Below are 17,938 nucleotides of genomic sequence, written 5' to 3'. Positions count from 1 at the left end.
CTCCTGGCTGTGGACTGGCTGGGTGGGCGCATGCAGGCCCGGAGTTCCAGTCTGGCAGCGGGATTTTTACGCGTCTGTACGCGAACGAACGTTCAGCCGCAGGCTGCGCCGGGTCGTGCCGACGCCGCCCTGCGCCGCGTAACCGGTGTGGCGCGCGCAATGGTCGAGCGCCTGGCGCAGGGCCGTATCGACGTTGCGCAGCGACATGTCATGCCGTTCTGCCACCTCCTGGCGGGTCAGCTCGTCCACGCGCAGCGCTTCGAGCACTTGCCGATGGCGCCGCGGCAGCAGTTCGACGGCCTGCGCCAGGCGCCGCACGTCCGCCTGCAGCTCGGCCAGGCGTTCCGGCCCGGCCGCCGTATCGGCGAGGAAGTCGACCAGGCCGACGGCGCCATCTTCACCGCTCTCGTCCGCATACAGCCAGGCGCGGTTGCGGCGCAGGCTGTCCATGGCCGCATTGCAGGCCACGCGAAACACATACGCGACGGGGCTGTGCGCCAGCGCCGCGCCGTCGGCGGCCGTCAGCGCGCCCAGGCGCAGCCAGGCGTCGTGCAGGCTGTCGCTGGCCAGCTCTGCGCAGCCTAGGTGGCGCGCCAGACGCCGCTGCAGGGCCGCGTAATTGCCTTCCAACACCGCCTGCAGCCAGACGCCCTGCCCCGGCACTGTCAGGGGCGCCACATCGTTGGCCGCCTGCCGGCGGGGACGCATGGCGGGCCGGCACCAGGCCATGCCGGCATGACCGGCAGCGCGCAAGGGCATGGCTTCAGCCACATTCACCATGCCGGCCATCACGGCGACAACCTGCTGCGCTCCTGCGCCGTCAGCTGGCGCGTGGCCGATTCCGGCAGCGGGCCCAGGCCCAGCACGCGCACGGCGCTGCGCGGGTTGTAATCGGCCGCCTCGATGCGCGCGCCCTCCTGCGGGGAAGCTTGCGCGCTGTCGGGCGGCGCGTCATTGCCAAAGCCCAGCACGCGCACCGTGAACACGGACGGCTGCGCGGCGCGGGTGGCGGCGCGCTCGCGCTGCACCACGTCCTGCGCGGCCGCCGTCGCCTGGGTGGCGGCCGCGCTGGCGTTCGTCATGGCGGCCACGTTGACGGACGCCAGCGCCGGCATGCCCTTCGCTTCGCCCTTGACCTGGATATTCGCCGCGTTCATCACCGTCAGCGCGGCCAGGTTGACGTTGCCCGAGACGCGGATGCCCGCCTCGCCCGCGTCGATCGTGCCCAGCGGGGCCAGCAAGTCCACGTCGCCGGCCGGCACTTCGGCGATCGGTGCCAGCGTGGCGATGCCGGCGCCCGTGCTGGGCACGTCGGACGACAGGGTCACGTTGCCCCAGTTGTCATACACGCGCTTGGGCGGCGTGTAGACGATGGTCGACTTCGAGCCGCGCCCCGCGTTGATGTCGCCTTGCGACGACCAGCCGAGGATATCGCCGCCAAACGTCGTCATGATGCGGCTCTGGCCCAGCAGGATGCTGCCGTGCGAGAACAGCTCGATATTGCCGCCGCCCTGGGTGATGACGCCCGAGGTCGACGGCGGCGCTTCGCCTTCGATGCCGAACACCTGCCTGCCGCCTGGCGTCAGCAGCTGGATGTCGCCGCCGAAGTTCGTGTGCACGTAGCCGCTGCGGGGGTAGTAATCCCAGCGCTGCTCGCCGTCATTGCGCACCGCGTACAGACCGCGGTACATGACGATGTCGCCCGCATAGGCAAGCGCCTTGCCGCTGGCGTCCGTGGCCGGCGCCAGGGCCGCGATGGCGTTGCGGCTGCGCAGGAAACTGCCATAGCGCGAGCTGTCCCGGTCGTTGTATTCGCGCCCGCCCGCCTTCAGTTCCGCGAAATACACGTCGCGGGCGAACACGCGCTGCTGCGGCTCCGGCAAGGCCAGGTAGAAAGCCAGAACCTCGGCGGGCGTGCCCTTGAAGCCGTAGCGCTCGCCCAGCCAGGCCGCCAGTTCGCCGTCGTATGCTTTTACCACCTTGCCGGCCTGGTCGGCCAACGGCACGCCCTTCTGCGCCACGTTCGCCGGGTCCAGGTAGGGCTTGACGAAGCGCAGGTAATCGAGACCGGCCGCGCCCACGCCCGCCTGCATGGCGATGCCGGCGCCCGGACGCTTGTCGCCCGCCACCACGGGACCGAGGCTGACGACGCTGCCCTTGTCCTGCATCAATATATTGCGCCCGGCGCTGATGTCGAGCGTACCGGGACCGGCCACGTTGAAGGAACTGTTCAGGATATCGCGCCCGGCCGACACCACCGATACGTCATACGCATGGTTGTGCACGACCAGGTTGTTGATATTGCGGAAGCTCAGGTCGCTGCCGGCGGTATTGCCGTCGTTGGCTTCCAGCTGCGCCGTGCCGCTGCCGACGATATCGCGGCCCGCCTTCATCCACACGGGCTGGGCGCCCTCGTACCAGGTGATGCCTGCACGCTTGGCATTGGAAAATTCAAGGATGCGGCCGCTGTTCACACCCACCAGGTCACCCGTGACGGCATAGATGCGAGCGACTTGCGTGCCGCTGTTGGCGGGACCGGCCGAGGAGTTGGGACCGAAGGCGAACAGCGGGAAGTTCCATTTCGTCGCCGGCGTCCCCGTGCTCGAGATATTCGCCGCCAGGGGATTTGTCACATTAGGCTGGATATCCCAGCCCGTGAAACCCGGCTTGAACGGCGTCGCCATGCTGTCGGCAGAGGCGCCGGACTGGCTGACGGAAAAACCGCCCGCATAAATGGAGTCGCTGGCCAGCCATTGCAGCTGGGCGTTGGGCGACGGCGCCAGCAGCAGTGGGTGGTCATATTCGCGGATGGTATTCGGATTGCCGATCGCCTTGCCATAATACAAACTGCCATTCGCGGCCGCGGCCCGCACGATGGACGGATAGACGACGGCAAGGTCGGTGGCCGTGTCGATCGCCGCAGTCAGCGGGATCATGTTGCCACCGGCGGAGTACAGATCGAGCGCCGTGTGCGGCGTCCACAGGCTGAACCAGCCGTAGCCATACCCCTGCTCGCCCGCCGCGCCGGTGAACGGCGTGGCATTGAACGGGGTCACGCGGCCCGGGTCGGCCACCTCCTGCAGCACCTGGTCGCCCAGGGTTGCCACGCTGAACGTGGCGTCGCCCGGTACCAGGGTCATGGCGCCCCGGGGCGTGGCGCGCGTGGCGCGGAAGGCGTCGTAGGCGCGCGATTCCAGCGGCACGTGATCGCCCCCCCAGGTGCCGTACTGCAGCGCCACGCTGCCCAGTTGCGTGGCCGACGCTTCCGCATGGCCACGCACATCGACCAGCGCGCCATTCAAATGGCGGCCACCGGAGCCGCCGCCGGGGTTGAGGGCGCCGCCCACGCGCAAGTCCAGGTCGCCGCCGCCCGTCTGCAGCAGGCTGCCGTCGGCCTGCATGCGGCCCGTGCCGCCCACGGCCAGCAGCAAGCCTTGCGAACGGGGATTGATGCTGCCGTTATACGTGCTGCCGGTCAGCGGCGCCAGCACGCCGGCGTCGCCCGCCACCTCGGCACGCACGTTACCGCCGCCCAGGGTACCGAAACCCGTAAAGCCCAGCACCGTGTCGGCCAGGGTGGGGCGGCCCGCGTAGCTGCCGAAATTGATCCACCACGCCACCGGCTGGGGTTGGCCACCCGTGGCCACGCCGCCGCTGCCCTGGCGCCACAGCCAGTTGCCTACTGCCACAGAATCGGCCATGCCATCCTTGCTGACCGGACGCTGGTTGGTTTCGCTGGCCGCGTCGACCAGCGAGCCGCTCAAGTCGCCCGCCACCTTCAGCAGCAGGTTGCCGCCCTGCTCCGGATACCAGGCGCGGTAGATGCTGTCGGCGCCGCCATCGACCAGGCGTTCATGGGCGCCGTCGGGGTTGCCCAGCACCTTGCCGTCCGCATTGCGCGCGCGCGGCAGGTTGTACGGGTCGCCGGCCGCCGTCGGCGCGGACGACATGCCGGCCGTGTACACGCCATACAGACTGTCCATGCGCAGGCTGCCGCCGCTGACGAGGTCCAGGTCGCCCGTGCCCGTGCGCAGCACGCTGTAGCGCAGGCTGCTCGCCTTGTAGTCGAACGTCGGGTTCGACGTGCCGCACCAGGTGGGGTTGTCCTCGCAAATGGTGGGCCAGCCCAGCGCCACGGGGTCGAGCAGATCGCCCGCCTTGGTCTTGGGATCGCCAAACTCTTCCGCGCCTTCCCTGGTCCATACATAGGCCACCTTCAGCAGGCATAGCGTCGGGTCGTTGGCGCAAAACACCTCGACAGTCTGACCGAACTGGCTGGTGAATTCCTCTGTGATGGGTTCGCCCGCCACGATGCCGGGAATGCCTTCCCGCTCGCCCAGCTCCTGCGCTTCCCTGGTCCAGTACTGCACGCCCTTCGGCGGCACCAGGATGCCGTACATGCCGTAATGGCTGTCGGCCAGGCGCAGGGTGCCGCGCGCGGGATGCGCCTGCACGCCGCGCGTGTCTGCCCCGTCCAGGTCGGCGCCGGCCACCAGGCGCATGCCCCACGCTTGCGAGCCTTCGGCCAGCATGGGCGCGATGGCCCACAGCTTGCCCTGGCTGCCCGCCACTTCCGGACGCAGCGCGATCGAATCCACATTGGGCAACAGCTTGACGTCGGTGCCGGACGGGATCAGCGAGCCCACGGCCAGCACCAGCTGGCCATTGAGCGCGAAGACCGAGCGCTCGCCGGCCACGCCTGGCAGGGGCACGCCCTTGGGCCAGGTCATGGCGCTCACTTTCACCGTTTGCTTGAGCACGCTGCCGGCGTCCAGACGCATGCCGGCTGTCAAGGTCTGCGCCGTGGCCAGCAGGGTGCCGGCCGCGTGGACGACATTGCCGGCGCCGTCGCGCACGGCGGCCGCCAGCACCGTGCCGGCCGGCACGGTGATCGCCTGGTCCAGGGTCACGGCCACGGGCAGGCGCGTGTCGGCCAGCAGATTGAAGCCCTTGACGGGCAAGTCGTAATTGAGCGCAATGCCTCCCGGGAACAAGGTGCCGTCGGCCAGGGTCACGCCCTTGCCCGGCACGATGACGTCGCTGCCGTTGATGTCGCGCCCCGGCAGCAGCTTCCAGCCGCTGTCATCCAGGGTGGCGGGCGGCGGCGCGAAGCCGTCGTTGATGCTGCCATAGATGCTCAAATCGCCGCCGGCGCGCAGCAGCAGGCTGCCCACCTCGCCCGAGCCGCGCACATTGCTTACTTGAAAGCGCGGATGCAGGCTCGCATAGCGCATGTTTGAGAGATCCAGGTCGCCCTGCACCACCAGGTCGCCATCTTGGGTCTTGCTGACGATATCGACGCCGGGACGCAAGTGCAGCGCATCGGCATACGCGGCCGTGGCCAGGCCCGCCAGCTTGCCGCTGCGCAAGTTCGTGTTGGCCAGCGCCGCGTCGATGAAGGCCGTGCTGTCCCCATGCTTGCTGTCGAGGTAAGCCTGGTTGATCACCTGATACGGGCGGCCGCTGGCCGACAGGTCCGTGGCGTAGGCCGCGTCGTCGTAGCGCTGCATGGCGTTGACGGCGATGGATTTCGCGCCACGAATGGTCAAGCCGCCGCCCGCACGGACGTCGATGTCGCCGAAGGTGGCCGCGTCAAGGTCCGTGCGCGCGCCGCCGCTGCCCAGGCGCGGCGCGCTCAGCTCCAGCGTGCCGCGCGCCGCGCCGTCGTGTTCGCCCTTGCCCTTGCCAACCACGGCCGCCGTGCCGTGGCGCACGTCGATCTGCGCACCGCCGGCCAGGCTCAATGTGCCCTCGCCCGCGTTCAGTTCCACCGTGGCGCGGTTCGGGCTGTCGATTATCTTGCCATAGCTGTCGACGCGCAAGACCGTGCCATGCGCATCGAGCACGGCGTTGCCGGCCAAGGTGACGCCATGCTGGCCGGCCAGGCGGATGCTGCCCACGCGCTCGCCGCTGGCGTCAATCACGCCAGCGACGGTGAGGCGGCCATTGTCGACGGCCACCTGCACCTCGCCCGCCTTCAGCTCGTTGCCGATGGTCAAGTCGCCCTGTTTCAGCTGGAAGCTGCGCGCGCCCGTCACCGCGCCTTCATTCAGGCGCTGGTTCAGCGACGCAAACTGGCTGTCCAGGGTGCCTCCGGCGCCCAGGGTCTGCGCGCGCACGTCCACGCCGCCCTGCTTGTACGGTACCACGGTGCCGCCCGCGTCGTAGCTGCCGCTGGCGCCGCCCAGTATCTTGCCTTGCAAATCGACCATGCCGGCCGCGCCATCGAGCGCCACGGCCTTCAGGCTGCCGGCGCGGTTGTGCTCGGCCGACAGGTCGATCACGCTGCCCGCCCCCTGGCGGATATCGCCGGCCCGGCTGTCCAGGGTCACGTCGCCGCCCCAGCTGTATTTATCCACGTCAAAGAAGGTGGTCTTGCGGCCCGCCATGTCGATGCGCGCGCCGTCGGCCACGGTGATGTCGTGCTGGGCGTTGACGGAAAGTTTGCCGCTCGGCAGCACCACGGCCGTCGCCACAGTCACGCTGTCGCCGTTCAAGGCCAGTTGGGCGCCCAGCGCGGCGCTATTTTTGACGGGCGCCGCTGGCGCCGCGCCGGCCGGCGCCGCCACCTTCAGCGCGCCGCCCGCCGTGTAGCTGTGCGCGGAACCGGCGTCGCCCGTCAGCAGCGGCGTGCCGATGTTCAGGTTGCCGCCGCTGTACCGGTAGCCCTTGCCCGTTTCATACGCGCCCTGCGCCTGGTAGACGGACAGGCTGCCCTTGTGGTTGGCCGTGACCTGTCCGCTGGCCTTCAGGTTGACCGTGCCAAAACCGAGCGCCAGGCGGTCGAACGAGGCGACGCCGGCCGGCTGCGTGAAGGGGCCGAAGCCGAAATCGATGCGTTCCGCTTCCAGGTTCAGGGTGCCGCTGCCCGTGCCGGCGCCGTGCGCAATCACATTGCCGGCCGGCGAAAGGGCGCCGCCCCAGACCAGATTGGCCGTGCGGATAGTGGCCACCGTGCCCGCATCGCCCTGGCCATACATGGCGGGTGTGGTCAGCACCAGACGCTCCAGCGTCGATTTCCCCGTGCTCTTGTCATAGGTGTCGAGCACCACGTCGCCATAGAAATTGACGCCGTCCGCAGCGCTCAGCACCAGCGCCTGCAGGGCCGGCGCGCCCGCGCTGGTGTCGCCGCGCAGCAGGCGCTCGAGCACGCCCTGGTTCATGGCCAGGCCGTTGGCGCGCGTGCCGTTGGCCTGGGCCGCCGCCAGCGCTTCGCTGCTGCCCATGTTGATGGCGCCCACGGCCAGGCCCAGGTTGCGCGTGCCGTAGCGGGCGGAGTCGTCCAGCGCGAAGCTGCCATTGGTCGACAGCAGCAAGGTGCCTTCCGAGTACAGGCTGGCCGTGCCGATGCGGATGCCGCCGCGCGCCGTGCCACTGACGGGCGCCACATTGAGCAAACCGTTCGACGCGGCCAGCATGTGCACATCCTCGCGGCCCTTCTTGTAGATGAAGCCGTCGTTGGCGTCATACGCGGCCTTGCCCTTGCCCAGGGTACTGATGCCGGCGCCGGCCGCGATATCGATCAAGCCGTCGCCCAGCAGATAACTGCCGGGGTCCTGGGCGACGAGGAACACCTCGGGCGCCGATAGCACGGCCCCCGCGCGCAGGTAGATGGAGCGCGCCGAATTGGCGCCGAAGCTTACGTAGTTGCCGGCCTGGCCATATTCCACCGACGGCGCATTGCCCACCAGGATACGGGCTGCGCCGATGCTGTTCAGGCTGGAAGCGCGCACGCTGACCAGTCCGGCGTCGCGGGTGGCCGGCGCGCCGTCGGCAAGGATTTCCATGTCGCCCTTGGCGCTATTGCTCGGCATCACGATCACGGTGCCGCCATAGCCGCCCTCGGCGGCGCCGAACTTGCCGGTGCCCTTGAACTGGAAGGTGTCCAGGCCGCCGTCCTGCATCATGCTCAGCTTGAGCGTTTTCGCATCGGACGGCAGCAGCGCGCGGGGAACGCCCCGCGTTTGCGCATCGGCCAGCGCGAAGGCGGCATAGCCGGTCTCGTTGTACTGGGAATACGTGCGCAAGACCTTGGCCGGCGTGAGTATCAGCTGGCTGGCCAGCGGCGCGCGGATGTCCGTGCCGGCGATCGACAGGGTGCCGGGCGCGGCCCAGGAACCGTTGCGCAGCTGCTGCGCCGGGGCCGCGCCGCTGCCCTGGCCCGCCAGGCCGTTCAGCTCCACGCGGAAGGCGCCCGGCAACAGGGCGTAGGTCGACGGCATCAGGGTATAGGTGCCGGCCGCCAGGCCAGGCACGCCGCTGCCTATCGTCACCTGCCGGCCCACGGCCGGATCGGACGCCGCCTTTTCGCCGCCCGCGGGCGCTTGCGGCGCCTGCGCGCCCGGCACGATGGCGTACACGGGGTTGGTGGCCAGTCCCGGCAGGACAAAGCCGCCGTTCGCGCCCACCTGCGCCAGCGGATGGTAGCGCGCATCGGTGGAGCCGCCGCGGCCCGCGATGAAGCCGGCGCCCGCCAGTTCGCCGCCGCCGGACAGGTCGAGCAGCGCGCCCGGTCGCACGTCCACGGCCACGCCGCCCAATTCCACGCCGTTGCGCAGGCCGCCCTGCGCATTGATGCCGCCCACGCCCATCAAGGTGACCGGCTTGCCGCTGACGTTCCAGGTCTGGCCATCGACGGTGCCGCCATACGGCATGACGAGGCCCGCGCCGCTGACGGAACTGATGCTGTTGGCCAGCAGATTCACGCTCAGGCTCTTGTCATTGTCATAGCGCGCCGCGCCGATTACCAGGCGCCCCAGCGGCGCGCGCACCACGCCGCCCTGCTCGATATGCGCCGCTTCCAGTTCCAGCGAGCCGAAGGCGGAATACGGCATGGCCGGCACGGCATCGGTCGCGCGGCCGATGGTCAGGCTGCGCGCAGGGTCGTAGCCGAACTTGCCATCGATGGCGCCATGGCCGGCACGCACGGCGGCGCCGGCGCCCGATTCCGGATACAGCTGGGCCGCAGTAAGGGTCATGTCGCCCGGCGTAGACAGCACCGTCGTCGCCTGATTGCCATCCCAGCCCAAGGGCGACAGCAGCAAACGCAGGTCGCCGCGGCTGCTCAGGCGCACGTCGTCAGCCAGAATGTTCACCATGCCGCGCACGTCGATCAGGTCGCCCGTTATGCTGATCTGGCCGGCGAGCGGCGACTCCCCCGCGCTGCCCGGCGTCGTATAGAAATCGCGGCCGGCCGGCTTGACGCTGGCCAGGCGCACATACGGCGCCGCGATGCCGATGCGCGCGCCGGGCTTGCTGCCGGTCGCCAGCAGCGGCGCGCCGTACAACTGCAGGCTTTGCCGCATCGTCAGCGACACGTCGCCATCGAAGGTGGCGCCGAGCAGCGCCAGGTTGCCGAAACCGCCCGCGGCCACCTGCTCCACGGAAAACCGGCCATGGCCATACTTCAGCGTCGCCGCCGCATCGCGTGCCGTCACAGCGGAGGCCAGGTCGCTGGCGCCCTGGCGCTGCATCAGCCGCAGCTCGCGCCCCTGCAGCACCTTGTCCGTGGCCAGTACTTTCAGGTATTCGGGCGTGCCCGTGGCCACGGACAGGCTGCCGCCCGCCGCGCCCGCGCCGCCGGCCCTGGCCAGCAACTGGCCATCGAGGTACAAGCCATTGTTCGACGCCAGCGCGATGCCGCCGCCCGCGCTGGCCACGTCGATGGCCGCGCCATTGACGTCGAGCACGGCATGCGCGCCGGACGCGTCGAGCACGGCGCCGTCGCGTACGACGACGAACAGGCTGGCCGCCGAGGTGCTGCCCTGCGCATGGTCGATCTCGCCGCCGACGACGATGCTGCCGCCGTCAGCCACCTTGCCGTAGCGCCGGCCTTGCGCGTCCGTGACCGTGACGGCGCGCGACGCCACGTCGAGCACGGCGTTCTCGCCGATCCAGATGGAGCGGCCATGGCCAGCCGCTTCCACCGCCTCGGACACGGGCTTGTCGACGTTCACGCCACCCAGGCTGATCTTGCCGCCCCAGGCGTTCAGGCGGCCTTCCACCGTCAGCTGGCCCACGCTGGACAGCTTGATGGACTGGCCCGCGTCAACGCTCACCACGGCATTCTTGCTCACCAGCAATTCGGCGCTGGCCATGTCGGCCGCGCCGGACTGCATATCGCCCACCTGCAGGGCCAGGCTGGCGCCCTTGCGCTGCGTCAAGGTGCCCTTCAGCGCATTTTCCGTGACCTGTTCCGGCATCCACACGGCCAAGCTTTCATTGTCCACCACGCGCAGCACGGGCATGCGCACGTCCACCTGCGCGCCGTCCGCTACCGTCACGCCTTGCTTGCCGACCAGGCTGTAGCTGGAAAACCCCTGGTCGAAGAAACCGCCGTCCAGCTGCAGGCTGCCCGCGCCGGATTTTTCAACGTTGCCGATCATGATCTTGTTTGCCTGCAATTCCAGCTTGCCGCCGCCCGCCACGCCATGGCCCCGCACTTGCGCGCCCTCGCCCAGCACCAGGTCAGCCTTCGGTCCGTAGCTGGCCAGGGTCACGTTGCCGCCCTTGCCGCCCTGCTGTTTCGCCTGCGGCAGGATGGCCGCGCCCGAGCTCACGTCGACCAGGCTGCCGCTGCCGATATGCACGTCGCCAAACGCCCGCAGGGACACGCTGCCGCCATTGATATAGGGCAAGCCGGCGGCGGCCAGCGGGTCGCGCAGCACGTTATTCAACAGGCCGCTGGTGTCGAGCGTGACGCCATCGGCCAGCACCAGCTTGCCCGGGGGCACGCCCGGATTGACGAAAGTGTCGACCATGCCCAGCGCGCCGATCTGGTTCAGCACGTTGCCGGCCGCGATACTGCCGCCATGGCTGCGCAGGCTGGCGTTCAGCGCCACGTCCTTGCCGAACAGGGTGATGTTGCCGCCATCGGCAACCTGCAGCGCGCTGTCGACCGTGATCGCGCCCTTGGCGGCGAGGCGCAGGGCGCCCAGTTGCTGCTGATTCAGCAAGGCGGTGTCGAGCAGCAGCTTGCCCTGGCGCTCCGCAGCCAACACGTCGGCCACCTCGAGGCCGGCGGCGATGCCGTCCTGCACGCGCGTCAGGCGCACCTCGTCCATGACGGCCGACAGCGCATGCTGCAGCACGCCCGTGCGCTTGTCGAACATGGGCTGATACTGGCCGACAATCAATTGCCCCCGCTGCGCGGCGGCCAGCTGCGACTGCTGGTAGCCGTCAAGCAGGGCCTGGGGCGCCTGCGTCTGGCGCTCGCCCTGGAAGACGTCGCCCGCGATACTTCCCTCCAGCACGGCCGAGCCGGTGGCGATGATCAACTTGCCCGCGTCGCGGCCCACCGTGTAGCCGTTTTCCAGCCGCTGTTGCGCGGCGATCAGGGGATTGGCGTAGAAGGCGCTGGCCTCCTTGCCCCAGCGCGCGTGTTCTTCCTCGTAACCCTTGTACACGCCCGCATACGCCAGGTCGGCGGGCGCGCTGCCCGCCTCGTGCAGCTTGCCGTCCGCGCCTTTCAGCCAGGTCTGGCGCAGCGCGCCCGTCTGCACGTCCAGGGTGCCGCCCGACAGGTTAATGCTGGAGCCGGCCTGCGTGACGACATCCTTGCCGCCGAAGGTGACCGTGCCGCCCTGCGCCATCCATTCGCTGACGGAGTGGCCCTGCGTGCCCATGTAACCGGCCACTTCCAGCAAGCCGCCCGCCGTGTACCAGCGGTCGCTGTCGTAGCCGTTCGTGCCTTTTGGTACGAACACGAGCTTGCGGCGGTCGACCCAGATATTGTTGCTGATCAAGGCCTTGCCGTCGCGGTTGACGGGCGCATCGCGCTGCTCGTTGCCCTGCACGTTGATCTCGACATTGTTCGCCGCCATCGCCACCTTCACGCCGACGGCGCCGGAAACGTCGAGCCGGGCCCCGTCGCGCAGCAGGCTGCGGCTGGCCGCGTTGACGGCGAGCTGGCCGCCCGTGGCCAGGGTCAAGGAATCGCCCATGAATTCCACCGTGCCGGCGCTGCCGATCTCGATGCGCGACTGGTCGCGGCGGTCGTTCACGGCAACGACGTTTTCCGTCGACGCCACGGCCGGGCCGCGCATGGCGTCGCGCTGGCTGTCGAGCGCCGTCGTCTTGCCGTCGTCCTCGACGAGGATGGCGGTGGTGGCGCCGCGCCCCAGCGTGACGGCCGCGTCGCTGCCCAGCGCGTTCAGGTGGAGCGTGCCGCGCGTGGCCGTGGTCGTCGTGGCCAGCAGCACGCCTTCCTGCCGCACGTCGCGCCCGGCCAGGGTGACGTCGCCTTCGCGCGCCTGGATCAGGCCCGTGTTGACGACCTTGCCCGCCGTGCTGCCGGCCGCGAACTGCGGCGTGACTTCGCTGCCGCGCGTGGTCGACAGCGGATTGCCATCCGTGCCCACGCCTTTCTTGATGGTGAAACTGTCGCCGGCGGCCAGCAGGGCCTGGCCTTTCGGCGTGGCGATCTCGCCCGCATGGTGCACCTCTTTACCCAGCAGCATCACGTAACCGCCGCCTTCCGTGCTGCCCTTGGGCGCATGGCTGGCCAGGCGCGCGCCGGCCTCTACCTGCACCTTGCCGCCCGCATCGGTGAACGTCGTGGCGCCGGCCGTGCCGGGGCTGTAGATGCCGTTCTTCTGGAATTGCGCATCGCCGATGCGGGCCGCGGCCGCCACCAGGCTGCGCGTGTCGACCTGGCTCGTGCCGGTAAACACGATACCATTGCGGTTGACCAGCAGCAGCGTGCCGTCGGCCTTGATCTGGCCCTGGATCTGGCTGGGGCGCGCTTGCGGATCGTTCACGCGGTTCAGCACGGCCCAATCCTTTTGCTGCTGGAAGGTCAGGGTCGTGTCCTTGCCGACGTTAAACGTTTCCCAATTCAGGATGGCCTTGTCCGCCGTCTGCTGCACCACCACGGCCGTCTTGCCGTTCGCCACCGTCTGCACGGGGGCCTGGGCATTGAGCCAGCCGGCCGTCAGGCTGTTGGTGTCGACCTGCAAGCCGCCTTTCACGAGACCATCGGGTGCGCCTGGTGCGCCGGCCGCCGCCTGGCGCGCCTGCGCCTGGGCCGATTGCTGCGCGGCGATGGTCCGCGCTGCCAGGTTCAGGTTGTTGAGCGAGCGTTGCAACTGCTGATTGGCCTGCTGTTGCGGGCCCTCGGGCCGGCTGCCCAAGGGCAGCGGCTGGCCATTTGGCAGGCGGCCCGAGCTGGCCGCCGTGTTTTGCGCCGCGCCCTTGGCCGCGAACCAGCCGCCGCTGAACGCCTGCTGCGCGCGCGCCGGCGTGGTGAAGGCGCCCGCCATCAGCATCGTGGTCAGCGCGTAAGCGAGCGGCGTGAGCCGCAAGCGGCTGCCCAGCTTGGAGGACCGCTGCGCGCCCGTGTCGTCGTTTTGGACTGGGCGCTGGGCAGTGTGAAACTTGGTCATGGCAATGGTTTCCTGGCTAGAGAGAAGGGAACGGAGCCTGGCGGTAGCGCAGGCGTCCATGCCTCCATGACGTAGCTGGGCGGCGGAAGGGATAATGTTTTTTGAAAAATATTTTTAAATAAGCCAGCCCAAGGGAAACACGGGATCAGCTGAGCAGCACGATGCCGCCTGGCAGATTGGTCATTTGCGCGCCGTACAGGTCGCGTATCATCGCCAGCGCGCCATCGGTTTGCGCGATGGAAAAGCGCATGCGCACGAGGCGGCGGCCCAGTTCGGCATTGCGCAGCAGCACCCGGCCGGGCCGGTAGCGGTTGATTTCATCGACGACCTCGGCCAGCGGCTTGCCGACGAACGACAGCGCCCCCGTGCGCCACGCGCTGGCTTCCTCCGCTGGCGCGGCCGTGGCCGCCTGCACGCCCCGCTCGTCATACACCAGTTGCTGACCCGCATCGAGGGTCAGGCGGTGCTGTTGCCACTGCACTTGCACGGCGCCCGCCAGGCAGGTGACGCACACGGTGTCATCCGTGTGGCGCACGTTGAAGCGGGCCGACTGCGCCAGCAGGCGCCCCGCTCCCGCCACCACCGACACGGGCTGGCGCGCGCCGCTGGCGAGGATTTCCGCCTCACCACCCAGCAGTTCGATGGCTTCCGGCGCCCGCACGTCGATGCGCGTCTGCGTATTCATCTGCACCGTCATCTGTTGCGACAGGGCCACCTGCCGCTGCTCGCCCGTGCCCGTGCGGTAGTCGGCGCTCCACTCCTGCAGCGATGGCCAGGCCCCCAGCGGCGGACGCAGGGCCAGCACGGCCACGCCGGCCGCCAGCGCGCCGCCGAGAAAAGCCCGGCGCCCGGGGCGCGCCGGGAAGGCCAGCACGTTCGCCTGCTGCGGCGCGGCGGCGCGCTCCAACGCGGGGGCCAGCGCCTGCCACACTTGCTGGAGTTCGCGCCAGGCGCGCGCATGCTCGGGGCTGCGCGCGCACCAGGCGCGCAAGGCGTCGGCGTCGGCCTGCGTGAAATCGTCGGAACGCAGCCGCGCCCACCAGGCGGCGGCTTGCCGGCCGATGTCGGCATCGCCGTCGGCGGCATTGGAAGGGTCGCGTGGATCGCGGTCAGGAGCAGTCATGGCATTCATCAATATTTACGGCGGCCCGACACATCGCTGCGCTGGGCGGCCTCGGCGTCGGCCATGCACGTTTTACAGTGTTGCATGGCGGCCTGCAATTCTTTCTTCACCATCGCCACGGAAATGCCGAAGCGCTCGGCGATGTCCGCGTTGAGCATGCCGTCGATGCGCGCCGCCGTCAGGATGGCGCGGCGGCGCGGCGACAGGCCCGCCAGGGCCGCGTCGAGCGCCTGCACGTCGAGCCGCGCCGCGACGATGCGCGCGGGGTCACTGATGTCGTCGCCAGCCTCGTCGGCCAGGTGCATCAGCTCTTCGCGTTCGCGCTCGGTGACGATGACGCGGTCGCGGCGGTAGGCATCGGTGGCGATATTGGCCGCCATGCGCAGCAGGTAGGCGTCGGGATTGTGGACGGGCGCGGCAGCCGGGCCTGGCGCCACCATCGCTTCCAGGCGCAGCCAGGTTTCCTGCAGCGCATCGGCCGCGTGATGCTTGCAGCCGACCACCCGTTCCAGGCGCCAGCGCAGCACGGCGTAGCGCGAGCTGAGGTGGCGTTTCAGCCTGGTGCGCAGGTCGGGCATGCTCATGGCGCGGCCCCGGCCGGCGCGCTGGCGCAATCGACTTCGCTGCCCGGGCCTTGCGGCAGCAGCAGGATGGAGACGGGTTGCGGCATCGACGGCAGCGGCGCCGCGCCCACGCGCATGCCCAGCACCAGGCGCGCAATCGCCGTGTCGCGCGCGCGCAAGCCCGTGCTGTCGAGCAGGTGCACGCGGTCCACCACGCCGGCGCGGTCCAGGTACAGCTGCAGCGCCAGGCGGTAGCCGCCGGGACGCGTCTGCGCCGCGCGGCACAGCAAGCCCAGCAGCACGTGCTGCAGCCGGCTGACATAGGCCGCATGGTCGCCGCCGCCCTGCGTGGCGCCCGGGATGTCGGCGGCGGCCACGACGGCGGCCGGCGGCAGCTCCGACGCGGTGGCAGCGCCTGCGCCGGCCGGGGCGTACACGATGACGGCTTGCGCGCCGGACAGGCGCGATTGCAGCCCAGTGCCCGCCAGCAAGACTTGCAGGGCCGCGCCAGCCGCATGGGCGCCGCGCACGGCGGCCGACTGGCGCTGCGCGTAGCGCTGGTCCATCAGCACGGCGATGCCGGTGCGGCGGCTGTACAGGTCCAGCGCGTCGCCCAGGTGTTGCGCGGCGATATCGAACTGCAGCACGGGAGCGTCGGCCGGCTGCGCCCGCACCGGGCCCACCGCGGCCAGGAAACCCAGCAGTACCAGGTATCCCGCCAGCGCAAGCACATGGACGGATGCCGGGCTGCCTGTCATATCGCTATCGAGTCGCTATCGTGTGAGGGTGGAAGCGCGTGAAAACAAGGCATTGCCAAGTAACAATTCTTGCATCAACTGCAATAGCCTACACACAAAAAATGACGGCTTCGTGACATGCTTGCGGTCAATAAATTTCGCCATGCGAGACGTCTGCCGCGGCAACGATTTCGGCTACACTGGCTGTCACATTCCCATTCAGACGCCTGATGATCGAAAAGAATCTGCCCGAGCTGGTCATGCTGAAGCGCCTCATCGACGAGGGCGGCAGCCACCTGGAAGTGGCTGCGCCCTGCAGCATCGCCATGGATGGGCGCGAGTTTCCCGTGTACACGATTGCGCTGGGCAATCCGGCCCCCGACGTGCCCGTGCTGGGCTTTTTCGGCGGCATCCACGGCCTCGAACGCATCGGCACGCAAGTGCTGCTGTCCTTCCTGGAAAGCCTGGTCGCGCGCCTGCGCTGGGACGCCACCCTGCACCAGCAGCTGGAACGCATGCGCCTCGTGTTCATGCCGCTGGTTAATCCGGGCGGCATGTGGCAAGCCACGCGCTGCAATCCGCGCGGCGTGGACCTGATGCGCAATGCGCCGTTGAGCGCGCGCGAAAAAGTGCCGTTCATGCTCGGTGGACAGCGCTACAGTGCCCGCCTGCCCTGGTACCGCGGCGCGCCAGACGCGGCGATGGAGGCGGAAAGCGCCGCCGTGTGCGAGCTCGTCGAGCGCGAATTGCTGTCGCGCCAGTTCAGCATCGCCCTTGATTGCCATTCCGGTTTCGGCTTGCGCGACCGCATCTGGTTCCCCCATGCGCATACCAAGGTGCCGATCGAACACCTGGCCGAGATCGGCGCGCTGGAAGAGCTGTTCAGCCAGAGCTACCCCAACCACAACTATGTGTTCGAGCCGCAAAGCCGGCAATACCGCACGCATGGCGACCTGTGGGATTATCTGTACCTGAACGGCACCAGCTACAGCGGGCGCGTGTTCCTGCCGCTGACCCTGGAAATGGGCTCGTGGCGCTGGGTCAAGAAAAACCCGCGCCAGCTGTTCAACCGGGTCAGCCTCTTCAACCCCACCGCCGCGCACCGCCTGCAGCGCGTGCTGCGCCGGCATCTGGTGTGGTTCGATTTCCTCATGCGCGCCGCCAGCAGCCACGGCCGCTGGATGCCGGAAGGCTTGCAGCGCAAGGCGCAGCGCCGGCGCGCGCTGGCGCAATGGTACGAATCATGAGCGGGTCGTCCACCTGGGTCCTGCTGCGCGGCCTGATGCGCGAACAGCGCCACTGGGGCAGCTTCCCCGCCACCCTGGCGCGCGCCCTGCCCGGCGCCGGCATCGTCACGCCGGACTTGCCCGGCAATGGCACGCGCCACGGCGAAGACAGCGCCACCCGCGTGGCCGCCATGGTGGAAAGCTGCCGCGCAGACTTGCTGGCGCGCGCCATCGCCCCGCCCTATCACCTGCTGGCCCTGTCGCTGGGCGGCATGGTGGCCGTGGAATGGGCTCACCGCTACCCGCAGGAAATCGCCCGCTGCGTGCTCATCAACACCAGCATGCGCCCGTACAGCCCGTTTTACCGGCGCCTGCGCTGGCAAAACTATGGCGCCCTGCTGCGCCAGCTGCTGCTGGGCGACCCAGCCAGCCAGGAAGCATTGATATTGCGCCTGACGAGCCGCCGGCATGCGGGCGGCCACCCCGCGCTGCTGGCCGACTGGTTGAGCTACCAGCAGGAATACCCGGTCAGCCGGCGCAACGCGCTGCGCCAGCTGCTGTCGGCCGCCCGCTACCGCGCGCCCGGCGTCCGCCCGGGCATGCCCGTGCTGGTGATGGCCGGCGCGCAAGACCGGCTGGTCGACCACCGCTGCTCGCAGCGCCTGGCGCGCGCCTGGCAGGCCGATTGCCTGATCCACCGCGACGCCGGCCACGACTTGCCGCTCGACGAGGGGGCATGGGTGGCGCAATCGGTGGCGAGGTGGCTGGGGGCGGAAGCGACAGGCCATGACAGCACACACACAGCGCAATCATCATGCAGATAAGCGAGCAAACAGAGCAACTGGCGGAACTGGTGCAAACCGGCGTGCACGAGCACATGTGCCGGCCGCCGCCAGGCTCAACGCGC

The 17,938-nt window shown here is 69.4% G+C and carries 7 protein-coding genes; 2 read left to right on the top strand and 5 right to left on the bottom strand.

Translation table 11 applies throughout. The annotated features are described in order from the left end of the window. Nucleotides 1–66 precede the first annotated feature (66 nt). From J0O65_RS20890 to J0O65_RS20870, 5 genes are all read right to left on the bottom strand, one after another. On the bottom strand, nt 67–789 hold the full coding sequence (locus J0O65_RS20890; RefSeq protein ID WP_251373909.1) for a sigma-70 family RNA polymerase sigma factor: 723 nt from the start codon (nt 787–789) through the stop codon (nt 67–69). Next, entirely contained in the window at nt 789–13,382 is a 12,594-nt protein-coding gene (locus J0O65_RS20885; protein ID WP_251373879.1) for a filamentous hemagglutinin family protein, read from the bottom strand. The genes J0O65_RS20890 and J0O65_RS20885 overlap by 1 nt, the downstream gene beginning before the upstream one ends. 145 nt (nt 13,383–13,527) lie before the next feature. Then, on the bottom strand, nt 13,528–14,505 hold the full coding sequence (locus tag J0O65_RS20880; RefSeq protein WP_215409126.1) for a FecR family protein: 978 nt from the start codon (nt 14,503–14,505) through the stop codon (nt 13,528–13,530). Between the two features lie 8 nt (nt 14,506–14,513). Then, entirely contained in the window at nt 14,514–15,089 is a 576-nt protein-coding gene (locus J0O65_RS20875) for an RNA polymerase sigma factor (RefSeq protein ID WP_215409125.1), read from the bottom strand. Further along, nucleotides 15,086–15,826, bottom strand: a complete 741-nt coding sequence (locus tag J0O65_RS20870) for a hypothetical protein (protein ID WP_215409124.1) — start codon at nt 15,824–15,826, stop codon at nt 15,086–15,088. Before J0O65_RS20870 ends, J0O65_RS20875 begins: the two co-directional genes overlap by 4 nt. Before the next feature lie 209 nt (nt 15,827–16,035). Between J0O65_RS20870 and J0O65_RS20865 the strand changes: the two genes are divergently transcribed. Then, entirely contained in the window at nt 16,036–17,052 is a 1,017-nt protein-coding gene (locus tag J0O65_RS20865; protein WP_215409123.1) for a M14 family zinc carboxypeptidase, read from the top strand. Beyond that, complete coding sequence (locus tag J0O65_RS20860) at nt 17,049–17,855, top strand: alpha/beta fold hydrolase (protein ID WP_215409122.1); 807 nt, start codon at nt 17,049–17,051, stop codon at nt 17,853–17,855. Before J0O65_RS20865 ends, J0O65_RS20860 begins: the two co-directional genes overlap by 4 nt. Nucleotides 17,856–17,938: the final 83 nt, after the last annotated feature.

Origin of the sequence: Janthinobacterium sp. JC611, from assembly GCF_018682595.1 — a bacterium.
Lineage (GTDB): Bacteria > Pseudomonadota > Gammaproteobacteria > Burkholderiales > Burkholderiaceae_D > Janthinobacterium.
Note: the sequence above shows the minus strand (reverse complement) of the source record. Positions and strands in the feature narration are given on the sequence as shown.

Bases quoted from the DNA above. Each gene is read 5' to 3' on its own strand.
- J0O65_RS20890 (WP_251373909.1), bottom strand. From the start codon at position 789: ATGGCCGGCATGGTGAATGTGGCTGAAGCCATGCCCTTGCGCGCTGCC.
- J0O65_RS20885 (WP_251373879.1), bottom strand. From the start codon at position 13,382: ATGACCAAGTTTCACACTGCCCAGCGCCCAGTCCAAAACGACGACACG.
- J0O65_RS20880 (WP_215409126.1), bottom strand. From the start codon at position 14,505: ATGACTGCTCCTGACCGCGATCCACGCGACCCTTCCAATGCCGCCGAC.
- J0O65_RS20875 (WP_215409125.1), bottom strand. From the start codon at position 15,089: ATGAGCATGCCCGACCTGCGCACCAGGCTGAAACGCCACCTCAGCTCG.
- J0O65_RS20870 (WP_215409124.1), bottom strand. From the start codon at position 15,826: ATGACAGGCAGCCCGGCATCCGTCCATGTGCTTGCGCTGGCGGGATAC.
- J0O65_RS20865 (WP_215409123.1), top strand. From the start codon at position 16,036: ATGATCGAAAAGAATCTGCCCGAGCTGGTCATGCTGAAGCGCCTCATC.
- J0O65_RS20860 (WP_215409122.1), top strand. From the start codon at position 17,049: ATGAGCGGGTCGTCCACCTGGGTCCTGCTGCGCGGCCTGATGCGCGAA.